Source organism: Polaromonas sp. (genome assembly GCF_016185115.1).
Lineage (GTDB): Bacteria > Pseudomonadota > Gammaproteobacteria > Burkholderiales > Burkholderiaceae_C > Polaromonas.
Map to the genome: position 1 here is coordinate 171,334 of NZ_JACPOF010000004.1, position 15,460 is coordinate 186,793.

Consider the following 15,460-nt stretch of genomic DNA (forward strand, 5'->3'; position numbering starts at 1 on the left):
CTGGCAGGACACACAAGTCATGGAATTCTTCAAAATTCGCAAAGACATTCCGTTCATGCGGCATGCGCTGATATTCAACGTCATCTCGTTTGTGACGTTTGCGCTGGCGGTTTTCTTCCTGTTCTCGCGCGGGCTTCACCTGTCAGTGGAGTTCACGGGCGGCACGGTGATGGAAGTCGCTTACCAGCAGGCGCCCGATGTGGAAAAGCTGCGCACAACGGTGTCCGGCCTGGGTTTTACTGATGTGCAGGTACAGAACTTCGGTACCTCGCGCGACGTGATGATCCGCCTGCCGGCCCAGAAGGGCGTCAGCACGGCCCAGCAGAGCGACAAGGTCATCACGGCCCTGAAAGCGATTGACCCGCAGGTCGTGCTCAAGCGCACCGAGTTTGTCGGTCCTCAGGTCGGGGAGGAACTGGCCCACGATGGTCTCAAGGCCCTTGGCATGGTGGTGCTGGGCATCATGGTTTACCTGGCGTTTCGCTTCGAGTGGAAATACGCCGTGGCGGCCATCATCGCCAATTTGCATGACGTGATCATCATCCTTGGCTTTTTTGCCTTCTTCCAGTGGGAGTTTTCGCTCTCTGTGCTGGCCGCCGTGCTGGCAGTGCTGGGCTACTCGGTGAACGAATCTGTGGTTATTTTTGACCGGATTCGTGAAAACTTCCGCCGTTATCGCAAGATGGGTACGACAGCGATCATTGACAACGCCATCACGTCAACCATCAGCCGTACCATCATCACCCATGGCTCCACGCAGATCATGGTGCTGTCGATGCTGCTCTTTGGCGGGCCGACGCTGTTTTACTTTGCGCTGGCGTTGACGATCGGGATTTTGTTTGGTATTTACTCTTCGGTGTTTGTGGCAGCTGCCATCGCCATGTGGCTGGGCATCAAACGGGAAGACCTCATCAAGACCAGCGTGGTGAAAAAAGATGAGGATCCTAACGACCCGAACGCGGGTGCCACGGTGTAAGCTGCATACCAATTAACTAAATAGCTTTCTTAAGTTTGTGGCTGCGAATAACAAGAACAATCTTCTGGCCGTGGAGGTTCGCGAATTTTTCGCGGAGCAGGCCAGTGTTGTCCTGCCGCAATTGGCCCAGGATATTGCCACCAGGCTGTCTGAACTGATCGACCAACCGGCAAGCGCCCCTGAAATGCAGGAGCGCCGTGACGCTTGGATGACCTTCAAGTCCGCCAGCGCTGCCTGGGTGGCAGGCACCACCAGTGCCTGGAAAAAGGCGCAGCAGGCGCCTGTTGCGTCCGAATCATTCAGGTCGCTGCTGGACACCGGCAAGTTCGAACTCATGGGCAATGAAGTCATGGAAGACAAGATATTGTCTTCCCGGCTGGCCTTGCGTCTGCTGGACTTCGCCAGTTGGGAGCTCAATGACCTCAGGCTGCGCATACAAAGCCTGGAGGGGGTTTCCGAACTCCAGAAGAACGATGTACTCAGGCCGGAGGTGCTGGCTGAAAAACTGGTAGCCCAGTGGACTGCAGTCCAGCTTACCCGTGAAACCTGGATGATGGTCCAGGACCTGATCCAGTCGCGGCTTGCTGAGCACCTGCTGGAGGCTTATCACCAGGCCAATGAGTTTCTGGTCAGCCGGGGCGTGATGGCCGAGATAGACCTTCGCCCGCTTGTCAAGCGTACCGGTACGACCACCCACAACCCCTCTGGCAGTACACGCGCGGCCGCGCTTGCATCGCCCAAGGCTGCGGTCAGGGCGGGAGCTTCCGCTCAGGGCAACACGAGGTCAGGAGACATGGGCGGCGGTGGCGGTACTGGCCCGGGCGGTGGCACAGGTGGTGGTGGTGGTGGTGGTGGTGGTGGTGGTGGTGGTGGTGGTGGCACTGGCACTGGCACTGGCACTGGCACTGGCACTGGCACTGGCGGTGGCGGTGGCGGTGGCGGTGGCGGTGGCGGTGGTTGGGGATTCGGCGGAAAGAACAATACGTTTGACGAAACCCGCATGCAGACGAACACCTCGCCGCTGGCCAGGACCAAAATGCGTGCGCAAGGCGTTATGGGTCAACTCAAGCGCATGCTTTCGAGTCAGGTGGAGGGGTTTGACGACACGAGGCCCGTACAGGCTTCTCCCAGGCTGGCCCAGGCCTTTGTGGGGTTGCAGTCGTCGGAGGCTGAACGCACCATGCTTGCCGACGACATGCCCGGGCAGATCTATGACGCGGCGCATGTGGATCAGGCAGCCGGCGTTTTGCGCCAGCGCACCAGCGTGCTCAAGCAGGCTGCTTCCACCTCGGCCGAAAAGGCCACGATTGAAATTGTGGCGCTGATGTTTCAGAGCATCCTCGCAGAGGACCGCATCCCGCCCGCCATACGTGTCTGGTTTGCAAGGCTGCAGATGCCCGTGTTGCGGGTGGCGATTTCGGAGCCCGAATTCTTCGGCACCATGCAGCACCCTGCGCGCCAGCTCATTGACCGCATGGGTTCCTGCGTTCTGGGCTTTGATGCCGGGGTATCAGGCAGTGCGATCGAGATAGAGATCAAACGCATCGTGCAGGTGATCGAGCAGTATCCGGAAACCGGCAGGCGGGTTTTTCAGCTTGTCTATGACGAGTTCCAGAAATTTCTCTCGAAATTTCTTTCGGAACAGGGCAGTGCGGCGCGCGTGGTGAGCGTCGCCCAGCAGGTCGAGCAAAAAGAGACCATGGCCATCCAGTACACGATTGAGTTGCGCAAAATGCTCAACGACATGCCGGTGCGCGATGAAATCCGTGAATTCCTTTTCAAGGTCTGGGCCGAGGTGCTGGCGCTGGCAGCCATGCGCAAGGGGCCGCAACATGAAGAAACCATCACCCTCAAACGTGCGGCGGCTGATCTGGTCTGGGCCGCCAGCGCGAAACCCAATCGTGTGGATCGCGCCAAGGTTATTTCCGACCTGCCCAAGTTGCTGCAGTTGCTTCGTATCGGCATGACGATGCTGGGCCTGGATGTGAATACGCAGGACGGCCACATCAAGACCATCAGCGATACGCTGGCCGATGCCTTCATGTCCAAGACCGATGCGATTTCAGGCGAACGCATCGAAACCATGGCCAAGCGCCTGGCAAATCTGGAAGACTACCTCTCTGACGAGGACGTTGGCGACCTGCCCCTGGACACCGAAAGCCTGGTCATGATGATAGGCATAGATGCGTCTGATATTCAGGTCATCACTGATGGCGGCAGCCAGCCCACCGAGGCCATGCGTGCCTGGGCGCAGGAGCTTGAATTGGGCGCCTGGTTCATGCTGGATCACAACGGCAAAACAACGCATGTCCAGTTCGCCTGGCGCAGTGACAGAAAACAGTTGCACCTGTTTGCATCGTCGGATGGGCGCAATTTCCTGATCCAGGCACGCCGCCTGGCGGCTTACCTGCAGGCCGGGCTGCTGGTACCGACGGAAGATGAGGCGCTAACCGTGCGTGCCACGCGTGATGCGCTGGCCAAAATTGATGCAAATCCGGAGCGTTTGCTGAACTAGGGCAGGGCAGTTGCCCCGCGCCAGGCTTGCGGTGCGTTGCTATTCAGTGGGCGATCCGCTGCTCGGTGTCATCGCACAGTTCATCCAGCACCAGTGCATCGGGCTCTTCGCCAAAGCTCCAGTACACCATCAGAACGATGATCTTGAGATCGTCCAGACTCAGCGGGTCGCCGGGCGCGGCCATGGCCCGGTCAAGGACAATCTCCCGCATGTGTGGAGGCAGAACGCCTGATGATTCCAGGAAGCTCACAAAACCCAGCGATTCGGCACCCAGGTGTTCCTGTTCGGTGACGGAGTAAATCCGCAGGCTGTCGCTTGATTGTGCCTGCACGCCCTGGTTGGCATGCCGGGTGTTGTGGGGACTTGCCGATTCTTCGGGCGGCAGGCAAATCTGTGTACTTTGTGCCGCGGTGTTCAGGCCATCAAGCCAGACCAGCGCTGCCTGAATTTCTTCGGCTTCAAACCCGGCTGCAGTGAGCTTGCGGCCCAGATGGTGAAGTTCGGGGCAAGCGTCACCTTGCCAGTAATTTTCGTAGACGTACACCAGTACTTCAAACATGCTTTCAATATAACGCAGATAGGCCATGCCATGTCAATCTGGATGCGCGGTTTTTTGGCGCCGATGCCCGGACCGTCTTGTTAAAATCATGGGTTAACCAAACATCGGGGCGCAATGGTCTTTTTCTGGTACACACTGGCGGGTGGCATCGCAACCGCTGTGCATTACGCCGTGTTGCTGATCCTGGTGGAGGCATTTGGTCTGGCGCCTTCGCCTTCAGCGGTGGTGGGCGCACTTTGCGGGGCTGCTGTGTCCTATGTCGTCAATCGCCACCTGACTTTCCCGGGTGCCGCAGTGCGTCACCAGTTGGCGGTTCCAAAGTTTCTTGCCGTCGCGGTTGTCGGTGCATTGATCAACGGCGCGCTGGTGTGGGCCGGTGTGCACTGGCTCGGCTGGCATTACCTTCTGGCGCAGGCCGTGGCAACGTTGCTGGTGCTTGGCCTGACCTATCGACTTAACCGTTCCTGGACTTTTGCCTGATGAATCCAACTCCTGAAGTCCCCGGTACTGTGGCCCCTCAAGCGTCTTGCGCGCTCAGCATCGTTGTGCCGGCCTACAACGAGGAAGACGTGCTGCCCATCTTTCATCGCCGGCTGGCTTCCGCGCTTGAAGGCATTGAGGGCGGCTGGGAAGTGATTTACGTCAATGACGGAAGCAAGGATGGCACCCTGCACATACTGAAGGAGTTGCAGGCGGCTGACCCGCGCGCAGGCTTTGCTTCATTGAGCCGCAACTTCGGCAAGGAATCAGCCATGAGTGCGGGCCTCAAGCTGGCCCGCGGTGATGCGGTGGTGTTGATCGATGCTGACCTGCAGGACCCCCCAGAACTGATCCCGGACATGGTCAAGACCTGGCGGCAGGGCGCGGACATGGTCAACATGCGCCGCAAGACGCGCGATGGCGAAACCTGGTTCAAGAAGTTTTCAGCCCACTGTTTTTACCGATTCATCAACTGGCTTTCAGAGGTGCCTATTCCTGAGGATGTGGGCGACTTCCGTCTGCTCAGCCGGCGCGCTGTGGAGGCGCTCAACGAGTTGCCCGAAAGCAACCGCTTCATGAAGGGCCTGTTTGCATGGGTCGGCTACAAACAGGTCATCATTGAATATGACCGCCACTCCCGCGCGGCTGGCACCACCAAATTCCCCTATTTCAAGCTGCTCAATTTTGCGATTGAAGGCATCACCGGCTTTTCAGTAGTGCCGCTCAGGCTGGCCAGCTATGCGGGTTTTCTGACTGCATTTGCCGCATTCATCTATGCGCTGGTATTGTTTATCCGGATCATCACCGTGGGTGAGTCGGTCAAGGGCTTTCCGACCCTGATCCTGACCATCCTCATCCTGGGCGGCCTGCAGCTGATGGCCATGGGCATCATTGGCGAATACCTGGGCCGGCTGTTCATGGAGAGCAAGCGTAGACCCCTCTACCTTCTGGATGAATACCATCCTGCGGCCCTGCAAACCAGTGCAGTACGTCCGTCCGCATCCGCTACCCCATTGCCGGTCAACGCATGAACCTGAAGATTGAAAAAAAGACCGGCGCGCTGGTCGTCTGGACGCTGGCCATCGTCGCCTTGCTGCGGCTGCTGACACTGGGCATGTATCCGCTGACGGACACGACGGAGGCGCGTTATGCGGAAGTCGCGCGAAAGATGGTCGAGCTGAACGACTGGATCACGCCGTGGTACGACTACGGCGTGCCGTTCTGGGCCAAGCCGCCGCTGTCTACCTGGCTCACGGCTGCCAGCCTCAAGATTTTTGGCTTCAACGAGTTTGCAGCGCGCCTGCCGTACTTCTTGCTGGCCGTGCTGATCGCCTGGCTGGTCTGGGACTGGGCGCGCCGCCGGTCAAAACGCGAAGCGCTGCTCGCTGTTGCGGTGATGAGCGGCACCATGCTGTATTTCATTGCCTCGGCTGCGGTGATGACCGACATGGCCCTGGTTCTGGGTACCACGCTGGCCATGCGCGGCTTTTGGGCTGCGTTTGAGCGCCCTGATGCCCCACGCCCCAAAGAGGGCTGGCTGCTTTTTATCGGTCTTGGCCTGGGCCTGCTGGCCAAGGGGCCGATCGCGCTGGTGCTGGCCGGCATCCCCATCTTTTTGTGGACGGTCTTTACCGGCAACATCGTCAACGCCTGGAAACGCTTGCCGTGGATACGCGGCATCCTCTTGATGCTGGCGATTGCCGTGCCCTGGTACTGGATGGCCGAGCAGCGCACGCCAGGTTTCTGGGAATATTTTTTCATTGGGGAACACTGGAAGCGTTTCACCGTCACTGGCTGGGCTGGCGACAAATACGGCACGGCACACGCTACGGCACGCGGCGCCATCTGGCTGCTGGCGCTGGCGGCCTGCCTGCCTTGGACCTTGCTGCTGCCACTGCTGGCCATTGGGCGCAAAAAGGCCCTGGCACAGTCGGGGCAGCCTGTTCCAGCTTCGACGAAAAACTGGCGCCTGTACCTGCTGGCCTGGTCCATTGCGCCTTGCCTGTTCTTCACCATGTCCGGCAACATCCTCTGGACCTATGTGCTGCCGGCCTTGCCCGCGCTGGCCCTGCTGGCCGCCGGCTGGCTGGCTGGCGACGTGCGCACGCGCTGGGTTGATGTGTTTGTGTCTGTGGGCGTGGTGGTCATGGCCGCGCTGATTGCCGCATTCTTTATCAACCAGCAGCGCGTTGACAGCTGGAAGACGGCCAAAGCTGCGGTTGCAGCCTATGAGCTTCGCAAAACCGGCGCGCAGCCCTTGCTGTTCATGGGTGACCTGCCTTATTCCGCATCGTTCTACACACAGGGCAAGGCCAAAGCTGTGGCCGGCAATACCGAACTGGCCGCCCGTGTGAAGCAGGGCAGTGTGTTTGTGGCGCTCAATCCTGATCAGGTGAAAGAACTATCGCCTGAATTGATGGGTTTGCTGAGGTTGCAGGCAACTTCAGGAGCCTACAACCTGTACGCCACCCCTTGATTTGTTAACTTATAAGTTAACAAGTGGCCGGAATTGGGTTTCCGGCCTGCCCAAAAGCCGCCGGAAACCGCTAAAAGGCCCGTTTTCAGGCATCAAATATGGCTGCAGCCCTTTAAATACGTGCGTGGGCAGCTACTGAATTTATAGCAAATACGGAACCCCATGATTGTTCGCTTCAACATAGACACTGCCGGCCAGGACCAGTTCGATTACCGCGTGACCCACGAGGGGGAAGAACTGTACGGTGATGCCGGGCTGGACAGCCTGGAGCAGTGCATTACCGCGGCACTTGAGGGCCTTGGCAGTGACGCCGTCGCGGCAGAAGTCGCCTACCAGGGGATCATCAGCGGCACCTATGCGCTGGCCTCGCTGGCGTTGATGTCGGCACAAATTGCAGAGCACGCGGTCCAGACTACGGCTGCGATTGAAGAGGTGTTGCGCTAGCCTGGCGCTGCGCCTGCTGCAGATTGAAGCCGCCTGCGGGCTTCAAAAACACATTTGCAGCAGATCGAATAAGGTGACGAGCCTTGACATCGCCCCCGAAAACCTCAAACCCAGTATCCATGCGGGTTCCCAGAGGGGTCCGCTTGGTCAAGTGATACAGTGAAGTGTCACAGTTGAAGCGCAGATGGTAGCAAAAATAGTAATTCATTGCCTTCAAGAGGCGCAGAAGGCTGATGGTCAAAGGAGGAGCCAATGGAGACGTGGAAAGAGATATGGGGGGCATTCAAGGGCCAACTTGCTGATCGTGTTGGAAACCCGTTCGCGGGCGCGTTTCTAATTGCTTGGGTGACTTTAAATTTTCGGTTGCTGGTGGTTCTTTTTTGGGTTGAACCTTACAAAGAAAAGTTCAAGTACATCGATCAAGAGTTGTATCCGCATATAGGCTACTGGGCACTGCGCGGTTTCATCCTGCCTGTCGCTTTTGCGTACCTGTATTTGCTGACCTACTCTTGGCTCACAACCTGGACGGTGGCGCACTACAGGCGGATGCAGAGCAAAGCGAGTAATGAGATGCGTAAAGCAGCCGGTGCGGCACTCATGACTCCTGAGGAAAACGAACGAGCCCTCCAACGCATTGCGAGAGCTGAGGCGAAATGGCATCAGGAACAGGGGGATTTGCGAGCTGAGTTATCGAGACAGTCCGAACTTAACAATGCGTTGATATCGGAACTGGAGGCATTGAAGACTAAAGCAGGGAACCAAACAACTCCACTTACAGCTGAAATCGAAAACTCAGCAATTGAGGAGGGGCGGAGGCCCAGGGACCCAATCACGGGGAGATTTGTCGATGCCTCACAGGGGGCAGTTGTTAAAACTGAAACAGCAAGCCCTCAAAGTAAAAATGATGTTCTCCCAAACGATTTAACGCCCGAAAGTTTCACCGCACATTTCAAACTTAGTAAACGTCACCCTGCTCTCAAAGGAAGCTTGACTGACCATATTTTTAGTCTTGCCACATTGCGCCTCTTGCACACAATCGTTACTGTTGATTCGGCTTCTGAAGACGACCTGGCCTCTTTTCACAACACATCTCACCAACATGTTCGACGAATGCTCCAAGAGCTTCAATCGATGAACTTAGTTTGGCCTAGTCCCAGCGGAAAATTTAGCGCATCTGCAGAAGGGGTGGTACTACTCCAAGCATTCACTCAAGAGGGAGTTCCCTTGCGCTAGGCATCAGCAACCTTTGTAGTTCTTCCGGCCACTCGGGGTGATCGTGTAGGTTCCCCCACGCGGCCCCGTGTAGCAAGTTGGCTGACCCGGCTGTTTTTGAGGCACCTTGCCTGGGACCGTTTGCATGCCTTGAGAGGCCGCTAAGTTGTTATTTCGATGGCAGTGGTAGTCGCCAGTCTTGCGGTTTGTGTGGCAACCACTGGCGTCCAGCCCGCCACCGTGAGCGAGGACCTCCAGGGGCAGACCGAAAACCACTAAACATAGGGACAAACCACTCTGTGAAAGTATCTTTACCACTCTGCGAAGCAGCGTCTTAGCAGGAGACCTGACCATAAGCGCAGCGGCGTTGCTGTGGCTGTGGGGAAGGTTGATACGCTGGCTGGGGCAGGGGGCGGTAGGGGTCTACAGTGCCCTGCTGGCCCGTGTAGGGGTTCATGTTGCCCTTCGCGCTGTAGTTGTTTGTGCGGTCGGTGTCAGGGGCGCTGCGGACGTAGGGCTGAACGTATGTTCCATCCTTCCGCACATGTCCCTGAACTCCTACTTGTGCAAACGCTGCACCCGCAATACACATGCTCAAGATTCCGAAGGCTATTGTTTTCATTTTGTCTCCTCATATCCCGCCCAAAATGGGGCACCTTCAGTTTGCGCCGCATTGCCCGCTTACGGAGAGTATTAACCCTCGAACGCTACTGTCGAAGTAGTAGCCTTTTGGTTAAAAGTTATGTCACAGTCTCAGATATAAATCTTGGAGATAAGCATGAGAGGAAGATGGCGGAACATAGTTATTTTTTTAGCCCTTGGCGTAATTTCCATAGCTGGACATGCGCAAAAGCTCAATGGAGTGCGCTCTGTGGGTATTTTGGTAGAGGAGGTAGACCAGGACGCTGCAAGCTGTGGCATTTCAAAAGACGGTATCGATGCCGCGATCAGGATCCCAATATCCAATTCAAGACTTGTCATTTCCAATAGTCCACCTGGAGTTCCATACGTATATGCCCAGGTGACTGTTTTGAAATTGGGAAACGGTGGATGTGTAGGAAGCATTCATCTCGAATTAAACCGCTTTGTTTGGCTTGCGCCTGGGGCGCGACAACTTGAGAGCCAGATTGCAGCTGTTTGGGGCAGAAGCAGTGTCGTCGCGGGATTACCTACCAACTTCCCGAGAATTGCTGGCAATATGATTGAGGACATGACAAAGCTTCTTATTGCAGCGTGGCTGAAAGATAACTAGAGCGAAGTAAGGCGTGCCGAGATCAAATATTTTGGTGAAAATCTCGGAGAGCCCCCTCGACTCAGACTGGCGGGAAGTTCCCCCCTCTGGCACCCCTCACGTCCTCCCTCAGGCCCTCTCCAGGTCAACCTTCAAGACACGCAGGCCACTCCATCACAAGGGCACACGCAGGACACCTCGCGGTCTCGCTTGGGTCTATCGTGCATGTCGCTTGATGCCTGTCCTTAGCAGGCGCAGCCTTGAAGGCCTCGTAGCTGATGACCTCAAGGCCTACCGTGTGGCACCGGGGGCACTGAACAGCCTTCAGGGCCTCCGCAGGGTTGAATGATTCTGTGAACATGTGACCCTTATAACCACCTCGGACACCTTTGGGGATGCTCTGGAGTCAACTGAATGCATAGGTGTTTACCCTTCAGGGCATCGTGCGGCATTTGTTGGTAACTCTTTGCGGCCCTGAGACCTTCTCGCTGGCGGCTCTTCCGTGTGCGTGCAGGCCTTCAGTGGCGCTGCTTGCGAGGTGGCTGGTTGCATCGTTCCGATGGCATCCATACGGTCCCGTGAGGGCCTCGCTATCGAGCTTTTCTCACTTCAATAACCATTCCAACTTTCCCATTTTTATTTGCTTGGAAGCTGTGCATGATCCGCTTCACTGCCAACCCGGCAGGCAACAAAACGGAGTTAACCATGCTGCTTTCTACCTCTACCTTCCGCCTCGAACTCAATACCCCAGTGAACTTTCTGCTTCAGACCAAGGGGCTTGATGTGAACGTGGAGCGCACCTCCGGGCAACCCTTCTGGATGTTCAGCAAGGAACGCGATGCGGGCACCGTAAGGCTCTGGGGGTTCGGAGTTAACGTCACGCTGTGCCGCAAACAAGCAGATGAATCGTGGGGTCCATCACCCTTGTGACAACTAGGCATTGGCTCCCTCAGCAGAAGGGGGCCACTGTCAATCTACATGCATTGCAAAGCCACTAGAAGACTGTAGGCTGCGTCCCTTTAATCCTAAGGGGAGCGTGAATGAATTACCAAGACCGTGAGCGGCTGCGCCGCCTCATTGGCATCCTCGACCAGATCAAGGCATTCAATCCGGACATGCAGTTGCAGCACGCGATTGCCTTCCTACACATCGCGGTTCAGCCCGGAATCAACATCACGGAGCTTGCACAGGCCCAGCAAACCATCTTGCAGTCCGCCTCACGCCACGCCCATGCACTCGCGGGTGCCGGAAAGGCTCAGAGGGGCGGGCTGGTGGCGGTCGGCTTTGGGATCAATGGCCGCACCAAGGCTCTGCTACTTACCGATGAGGGACGCCGCCTGTCCAACGCGGTAGCGGCTGCGCTGGTCAATACGGGTCCACTCGCCTAGCGCTAGCTGGCCTACACGGGCGGAAAGTGTTCTTCGCCAATGGTGTTGCGATTTCCGGCTCTGCTTAAATCTCCAGCTGCGTTCGCAGCAGCAACCACCGCTGAATGCTTGGCTGTCCAGATTTGTTTAGGGTCATAGTAGAAAACACCTTCGACCCATTTCGGATGTCCTCTGCGTCCTTGAGTAGACACTGCGATTCGACCGAACCCAGGGTTGCTGTAGAGCGGTAACCAATTACCAATTTCATCGTCCGCTTCGTAGCAAAGGAAGAAATGGTCTCCCTTTACTCGAAAAGACTTTTGGCAGGTGTACTGGCCTCCAGCAGACTCCAATACATCGGGCCGCAATAACAACACCAACTCCATCCCAATATCATCTTCTTGAACCATTTTTTCCTCTTTTTGGGAAAGTATGCATCAACGTGGGCTGTACGAATTCGACCGGATACGGACACCCTTCGCAGGCATGTCCATAAAATAGCTTGACGCGGTTACGGACAGGCTCTAATATTCGGACATCGTTTACGTACATCAGGAGCTTCATCATGTCCCGAGTCTTCGCATATTGCCGCGTCTCCACCTCAGACCAGACCACTGAGAACCAAGTACAGGAGATTGCCGCCGCAGGCTTCTCAGTGACCCCTCAGCGCACCATCACGGAAACCGTCTCAGGCTCCGTAGAGGCCAACTTCAGGGCCGGATTCGGCAAGCTCCTCAACAAGCTAGAGGCGGGGGATGTTCTTGTGGTCACCAAGCTGGACCGCTTGGGGCGCAATGCGATGGACGTGAGGGCGACCGTGGAGGGCCTCACAGGGATGGGTGTCCGGGTGCATTGTCTTGCCCTGGGAGGCGTGGACCTCACCAGCCCAGCCGGGAAGATGACCATGGGCGTGATTGCAGCGGTTGCGGAGTTTGAGCGGGACCTCCTCATTGAGCGGACTCAGGCAGGCCTCGCTAGGGCCAAGTCCGAGGGCAAGACCTTAGGCCGTCCCAACAGTCTTACGGAGGCCCAGACGGAGACCGTGAAGGTGCGCCTGGAGGCCGGGGATGCGGTGGCGGCTATCGCCCGTGACTTGCAAACAAGCAGACAGACCGTGATGCGTGTCCGGGACGCTCTGGCAGAAGCGTGAGTTCACTCTGTGGGCGGCTTCCAGACACGGGCGTCATTGATTCTTTTATATCGCTCGCGCTCTTCCGCGTCGAAACTCTCATTGAACTCCTCTACCGCTACAGCTTCGGGGTCTTCGTGATGTCGCATATCCCAAAGTTCCATTCCGCGCTGAAGCTGTCCGTCCGTATCGCACTCACCGCAAACTAGCCAGTTCCACTTTTCAGCATAGGCTTGAGCCCACTGGGCGTAAGCTGGGGTCTGCGCTATGTAGCTAGCAGTGGCGGCTTTCTCTTGGATAGCTTGTTCGCTTAGCCAAGTCTCGACTGCCTTCTCACCACCTAGCCATCTGAGGCGCTCCTCCTTCCACAGCTTGTAAACCGTTGCGTCGATCATGGCGGGATTATTTCCGGACCACTCCTTCACCAAGCGAAAGCCAGCAGCGGTATGCCAATCTGTAGGCGGTTTGTCGCTCATATCAATTCAACCTGTTTTTGAGCTTTAGGAGGCTTGGGGGGCACCGGAGTCGCCACCAAGTTCTCTGCTGGGTACTGCCGTATGAAGTCCATGCTGAGTTCAGCGGGCGCATCGAGCCAAGACTCATACCGGCTCTCCGGCAGGATGACCACGATTCGCTTCTCATCCTCGGGCCGGTGAAAGTTCTTCAAGAGGGCGTGGTCGGTAGCATTCATCGTGAGCATGGTGAAGCTCAGGAGCGGCGGCTTTCCTGGCTCAGTCCAAACATCCCATAACCCCGCGATACCCATAGGCTGGCCGTCCGCCCTGGTGAACCGGGTTGACACCGCCCTCTGGGTTCTCCAATCGGGCTCATAAAAAGCATCCACAGGGATGATGCAGTGCTGGCCGCGTTGCCATGCAGGCCCGAAGGTGAAGTTCTTGTCTATGCCTTCGGTGCGGGCGTTGAAGGTGGACCGGGCCATCGCCTTTTTGATGTCATCGGGGGTTGGCTTGAGTCGCCACGGGACCAGACCCCAGCGTCCGGCCAAGGCTTCTCTCTCGGGCACGGCCTCATCATGCGGATCAGTCTCGGGGGGCTTGCGTATGAAGTAGCCGGTGTAGCGCGGCCACATGTCTAGCTTGCCTTGCTCAGGGTCGGGCGCGGTGACGTGGAAGTACTTTATGTAGTTCTCCCATTGTCTGAGGGCTTCGTAGTGGCTGCACATTCTTGAAACTTTACGCCGGTTCAATATACTGTATGTATGAACAGTATAAATCCACCCGGTGCCACGGCCTTCGCGCCTGGCCCACGCCTTCCCCTCCCGTGGGTGCAGGGCACAGTACCGGCTGGGTTTCCTTCGCCTGCGGCTGACTTCGCTGTAAAGCGCCATGACCTCAACGAACTCCTCATCACGCACCCTGCGGCCACCTTCATGTGGCAGGCAAGGGGCCTCTCGATGATTGAACTGGGCATCGCGGATGGGGACGTGCTGGTGGTCAACCGTGCCCTGAATCCCAAGCACGGAGACGTGGTAGTGGCGGAGGTCAACGGGGACTTCACTGTGAAGCAACTCTTCAAGCGGAACGGCATGGTGCAACTGCGCTCTGGCAATCCCACCTTCCCGCCCATGCTCTTCGGTGACGGACAGACGATGACCATATGCGGCGTGGTCACGGCCACCATCAAACGCTTCAGGTGACCCCGTGTATGCCCTTGTGGATGGCAACAACTTCTATGTGAGTTGTGAGCGCAACTTCAGACCCTCGCTGAAGACCCGCCCGGTGGTCGTGCTGTCCAACAATGACGGCTGTGCCATCTCGCGTAGCAACGAAGCGAAGGCCATAGGTATCCGCATGGGTGCCCCGTGGTTTGAGTGCAGGCAACTTGCTGAGGAACATGGTGCGGTAGCACTCTCCGCCAACTTCACCCTCTACGGCGATATGAGCAACCGCATGATGGGCATTGCAGCGGGCATGGGGCCTGGTCAGGAGATTTACAGCATTGATGAGAGCTTCATAGACTTGGTGGGTGTGCGGGGTGACCTGGTGAAGCGGGGTCAGGACGTGCGAGAGCGCATTCTCCAATGGATCGGCATTCCCACGGGCATTGGCATTGGACCAACGAAGACCCTTGCGAAGCTGGCTAACCACGTAGCAAAGAGCGCCGACAGGAAGCCGGGAAGCTACCCCAAGGAGTTCGCACGCGTGTGCAACTTGGCTGCGCTCCCTGCAGCTGACCTTGATTCGGTCCTTGAGGCGACCAATGTGGATGAGGTGTGGGGCATCGGGCGGCGCATTGCAAAGCAGATGAACGATGAAGGCGTGATGAACGTGCGCCAGCTGGTGCAGATAGACCCGGCAACGATCCGCAGGCGATGGAGTGTGGTCCTGGAGCGCACCGTCCGGGAACTGCAAGGCCAGCAGTGCATCAGCTTGGAGCATGAGCCTCCGCCCAAGCAGGAGATAGCGTACACCCGTAGCTTCGGTCAGCCGGTGCGGTCATTGTTTGAACTGACACAGGCGGTCACCGAGTTCGCAAGCGGTGCAGCGGCCAAACTTAGGCTCCAGAATGGCAAAGCCGGACAGATCAATGTCTTCATCCACACCAGCCCCTTCCGTGAGGGACCGCAGTACAGCCGCAACGCCACCGTGCCACTGCGAAGGCCCACCTCAGACACGCTCCTCCTGGTAAGAGCCGCGATCACCGCACTGCAAGCGATTTACAAGCCTGGCTTCAACTTCATCAAGGCGGGGGTGATGCTGCTGGACCTTCAAGACGGCAGTGTGGAACAACATGAGCTTGCCTTGGAGGATGAGCCGGAGACCCGCAGCGCCCTCATGGGCACCTTGGATAGGCTGAATGACCGCTTCGGGCGGGGTACGGTCCTAATGGCAAGCGCAGGCCTTGAGGGGAAGGAGCGAAGCTGGGCCATGCGGCAGAACCTGCTTACACCGCAGTACACAACACGGTGGGACGAGTTGCCTGTGGCGCGGGCATGAATAAAACCCCCCTATTAGGGGAGACAGAGGGGGAGTCGCTCAGACGCTGGCATAAAACCTGCCCATTAGGAGGAAAGCTTTTCCTGGAATAAAAGGCCCCCATTAGGAGACCAG

General features: G+C 57.3%; 18 protein-coding genes. 13 read left to right on the plus strand and 5 right to left on the minus strand.

The annotated features are described in order from the left end of the window. Positions 1-19: 19 nt before the first annotated feature. Positions 20-976 (plus strand): protein translocase subunit SecF, encoded by a 957-nt coding sequence (gene secF, locus HYX42_RS01520; RefSeq protein WP_293398836.1) that lies wholly within the window; start codon positions 20-22, stop codon positions 974-976. A gap of 37 nt (positions 977-1,013) precedes the next feature. Continuing rightward, positions 1,014-3,491, plus strand: coding sequence for a DUF1631 family protein (locus tag HYX42_RS01525; protein WP_366931133.1), 2,478 nt, complete (start codon positions 1,014-1,016; stop codon positions 3,489-3,491). Between the two features lie 43 nt (positions 3,492-3,534). Here HYX42_RS01525 and HYX42_RS01530 read toward each other — a convergent pair whose 3' ends face one another. Continuing rightward, complete coding sequence (locus tag HYX42_RS01530) at positions 3,535-4,050, minus strand: DUF494 domain-containing protein (RefSeq protein ID WP_293399993.1); 516 nt, start codon at positions 4,048-4,050, stop codon at positions 3,535-3,537. A gap of 114 nt (positions 4,051-4,164) precedes the next feature. Between HYX42_RS01530 and HYX42_RS01535 the strand changes: the two genes are divergently transcribed. From HYX42_RS01535 to HYX42_RS01555, 5 genes are all read left to right on the plus strand, one after another. Beyond that, a complete protein-coding gene (locus HYX42_RS01535; RefSeq protein WP_293398838.1) occupies positions 4,165-4,530 on the plus strand; it encodes a GtrA family protein in 366 nt (121 codons plus the stop codon). Next, complete coding sequence (locus HYX42_RS01540; RefSeq protein ID WP_293398839.1) at positions 4,530-5,561, plus strand: glycosyltransferase family 2 protein; 1,032 nt, start codon at positions 4,530-4,532, stop codon at positions 5,559-5,561. The genes HYX42_RS01535 and HYX42_RS01540 overlap by 1 nt, the downstream gene beginning before the upstream one ends. After that, positions 5,558-7,006 (plus strand): glycosyltransferase family 39 protein, encoded by a 1,449-nt coding sequence (locus HYX42_RS01545; protein WP_293398840.1) that lies wholly within the window; start codon positions 5,558-5,560, stop codon positions 7,004-7,006. Before HYX42_RS01540 ends, HYX42_RS01545 begins: the two co-directional genes overlap by 4 nt. Before the next feature lie 162 nt (positions 7,007-7,168). After that, on the plus strand, positions 7,169-7,450 hold the full coding sequence (locus HYX42_RS01550; protein ID WP_293398841.1) for a hypothetical protein: 282 nt from the start codon (positions 7,169-7,171) through the stop codon (positions 7,448-7,450). Between the two features lie 252 nt (positions 7,451-7,702). Further along, positions 7,703-8,683, plus strand: coding sequence for a hypothetical protein (locus HYX42_RS01555; protein WP_293398842.1), 981 nt, complete (start codon positions 7,703-7,705; stop codon positions 8,681-8,683). Between the two features lie 3 nt (positions 8,684-8,686). Here HYX42_RS01555 and HYX42_RS01560 read toward each other — a convergent pair whose 3' ends face one another. Next, positions 8,687-9,016, minus strand: a complete 330-nt coding sequence (locus HYX42_RS01560) for a YHYH domain-containing protein (protein ID WP_293398843.1) — start codon at positions 9,014-9,016, stop codon at positions 8,687-8,689. A gap of 424 nt (positions 9,017-9,440) precedes the next feature. On the opposite strand from HYX42_RS01560, the gene HYX42_RS01565 reads away from it, so the two are divergent. The 3 genes from HYX42_RS01565 (at position 9,441) to HYX42_RS01575 (ending at position 11,281) form a co-directional block, all read left to right on the plus strand. Then, positions 9,441-9,914: a hypothetical protein gene (locus HYX42_RS01565; RefSeq protein WP_293398844.1), complete on the plus strand. Its 474-nt coding sequence runs from the start codon at positions 9,441-9,443 to the stop codon at positions 9,912-9,914. A gap of 636 nt (positions 9,915-10,550) precedes the next feature. Then, positions 10,551-10,823 carry a hypothetical protein gene (locus tag HYX42_RS01570; protein WP_293398845.1) on the plus strand — a complete coding sequence of 91 codons (273 nt, stop codon included), beginning with the start codon at positions 10,551-10,553 and terminating at the stop codon, positions 10,821-10,823. Between the two features lie 110 nt (positions 10,824-10,933). Next, positions 10,934-11,281, plus strand: a complete 348-nt coding sequence (locus HYX42_RS01575) for a hypothetical protein (RefSeq protein WP_293398846.1) — start codon at positions 10,934-10,936, stop codon at positions 11,279-11,281. Between the two features lie 11 nt (positions 11,282-11,292). Here the strand turns inward: HYX42_RS01575 and HYX42_RS01580 are convergent, their stop codons facing one another. Next, positions 11,293-11,670: a hypothetical protein gene (locus HYX42_RS01580; RefSeq protein WP_293398847.1), complete on the minus strand. Its 378-nt coding sequence runs from the start codon at positions 11,668-11,670 to the stop codon at positions 11,293-11,295. A 155-nt stretch (positions 11,671-11,825) separates the two neighbouring features. On the opposite strand from HYX42_RS01580, the gene HYX42_RS01585 reads away from it, so the two are divergent. Then, the gene (locus tag HYX42_RS01585; RefSeq protein WP_293398848.1) at positions 11,826-12,410 is read left to right on the plus strand and encodes a recombinase family protein; all 585 of its coding nucleotides are present in this window, start codon (positions 11,826-11,828) and stop codon (positions 12,408-12,410) included. A 2-nt stretch (positions 12,411-12,412) separates the two neighbouring features. Here HYX42_RS01585 and HYX42_RS01590 read toward each other — a convergent pair whose 3' ends face one another. Both HYX42_RS01590 and HYX42_RS01595 read right to left on the minus strand, forming a co-directional pair. Further along, the gene (locus HYX42_RS01590; protein WP_293398849.1) at positions 12,413-12,865 is read right to left on the minus strand and encodes a hypothetical protein; all 453 of its coding nucleotides are present in this window, start codon (positions 12,863-12,865) and stop codon (positions 12,413-12,415) included. Continuing rightward, positions 12,862-13,572 (minus strand): SOS response-associated peptidase family protein, encoded by a 711-nt coding sequence (locus HYX42_RS01595; RefSeq protein WP_293398850.1) that lies wholly within the window; start codon positions 13,570-13,572, stop codon positions 12,862-12,864. Before HYX42_RS01595 ends, HYX42_RS01590 begins: the two co-directional genes overlap by 4 nt. A gap of 36 nt (positions 13,573-13,608) precedes the next feature. Between HYX42_RS01595 and umuD the strand changes: the two genes are divergently transcribed. After that, entirely contained in the window at positions 13,609-14,046 is a 438-nt protein-coding gene (gene umuD / locus HYX42_RS01600) for a translesion error-prone DNA polymerase V autoproteolytic subunit (RefSeq protein WP_293398851.1), read from the plus strand. A 4-nt stretch (positions 14,047-14,050) separates the two neighbouring features. Beyond that, complete coding sequence (locus tag HYX42_RS01605; RefSeq protein WP_293398852.1) at positions 14,051-15,346, plus strand: Y-family DNA polymerase; 1,296 nt, start codon at positions 14,051-14,053, stop codon at positions 15,344-15,346. Positions 15,347-15,460: the final 114 nt, after the last annotated feature.

Coding starts and splice junctions, on each gene's coding strand:
- secF (WP_293398836.1), top strand. CDS start 20: ATGGAATTCTTCAAAATTCGCAAAGACATTCCGTTCATGCGGCATGCG.
- HYX42_RS01530 (WP_293399993.1), bottom strand. CDS start 4,050: ATGTTTGAAGTACTGGTGTACGTCTACGAAAATTACTGGCAAGGTGAC.
- HYX42_RS01535 (WP_293398838.1), top strand. CDS start 4,165: ATGGTCTTTTTCTGGTACACACTGGCGGGTGGCATCGCAACCGCTGTG.
- HYX42_RS01540 (WP_293398839.1), top strand. CDS start 4,530: ATGAATCCAACTCCTGAAGTCCCCGGTACTGTGGCCCCTCAAGCGTCT.
- HYX42_RS01545 (WP_293398840.1), top strand. CDS start 5,558: ATGAACCTGAAGATTGAAAAAAAGACCGGCGCGCTGGTCGTCTGGACG.
- HYX42_RS01550 (WP_293398841.1), top strand. CDS start 7,169: ATGATTGTTCGCTTCAACATAGACACTGCCGGCCAGGACCAGTTCGAT.
- HYX42_RS01555 (WP_293398842.1), top strand. CDS start 7,703: ATGGAGACGTGGAAAGAGATATGGGGGGCATTCAAGGGCCAACTTGCT.
- HYX42_RS01560 (WP_293398843.1), bottom strand. CDS start 9,016: ATGGTCAGGTCTCCTGCTAAGACGCTGCTTCGCAGAGTGGTAAAGATA.
- HYX42_RS01565 (WP_293398844.1), top strand. CDS start 9,441: ATGAGAGGAAGATGGCGGAACATAGTTATTTTTTTAGCCCTTGGCGTA.
- HYX42_RS01570 (WP_293398845.1), top strand. CDS start 10,551: ATGATCCGCTTCACTGCCAACCCGGCAGGCAACAAAACGGAGTTAACC.
- HYX42_RS01575 (WP_293398846.1), top strand. CDS start 10,934: ATGAATTACCAAGACCGTGAGCGGCTGCGCCGCCTCATTGGCATCCTC.
- HYX42_RS01580 (WP_293398847.1), bottom strand. CDS start 11,670: ATGGTTCAAGAAGATGATATTGGGATGGAGTTGGTGTTGTTATTGCGG.
- HYX42_RS01585 (WP_293398848.1), top strand. CDS start 11,826: ATGTCCCGAGTCTTCGCATATTGCCGCGTCTCCACCTCAGACCAGACC.
- HYX42_RS01590 (WP_293398849.1), bottom strand. CDS start 12,865: ATGAGCGACAAACCGCCTACAGATTGGCATACCGCTGCTGGCTTTCGC.
- HYX42_RS01595 (WP_293398850.1), bottom strand. CDS start 13,572: ATGTGCAGCCACTACGAAGCCCTCAGACAATGGGAGAACTACATAAAG.
- umuD (WP_293398851.1), top strand. CDS start 13,609: ATGAACAGTATAAATCCACCCGGTGCCACGGCCTTCGCGCCTGGCCCA.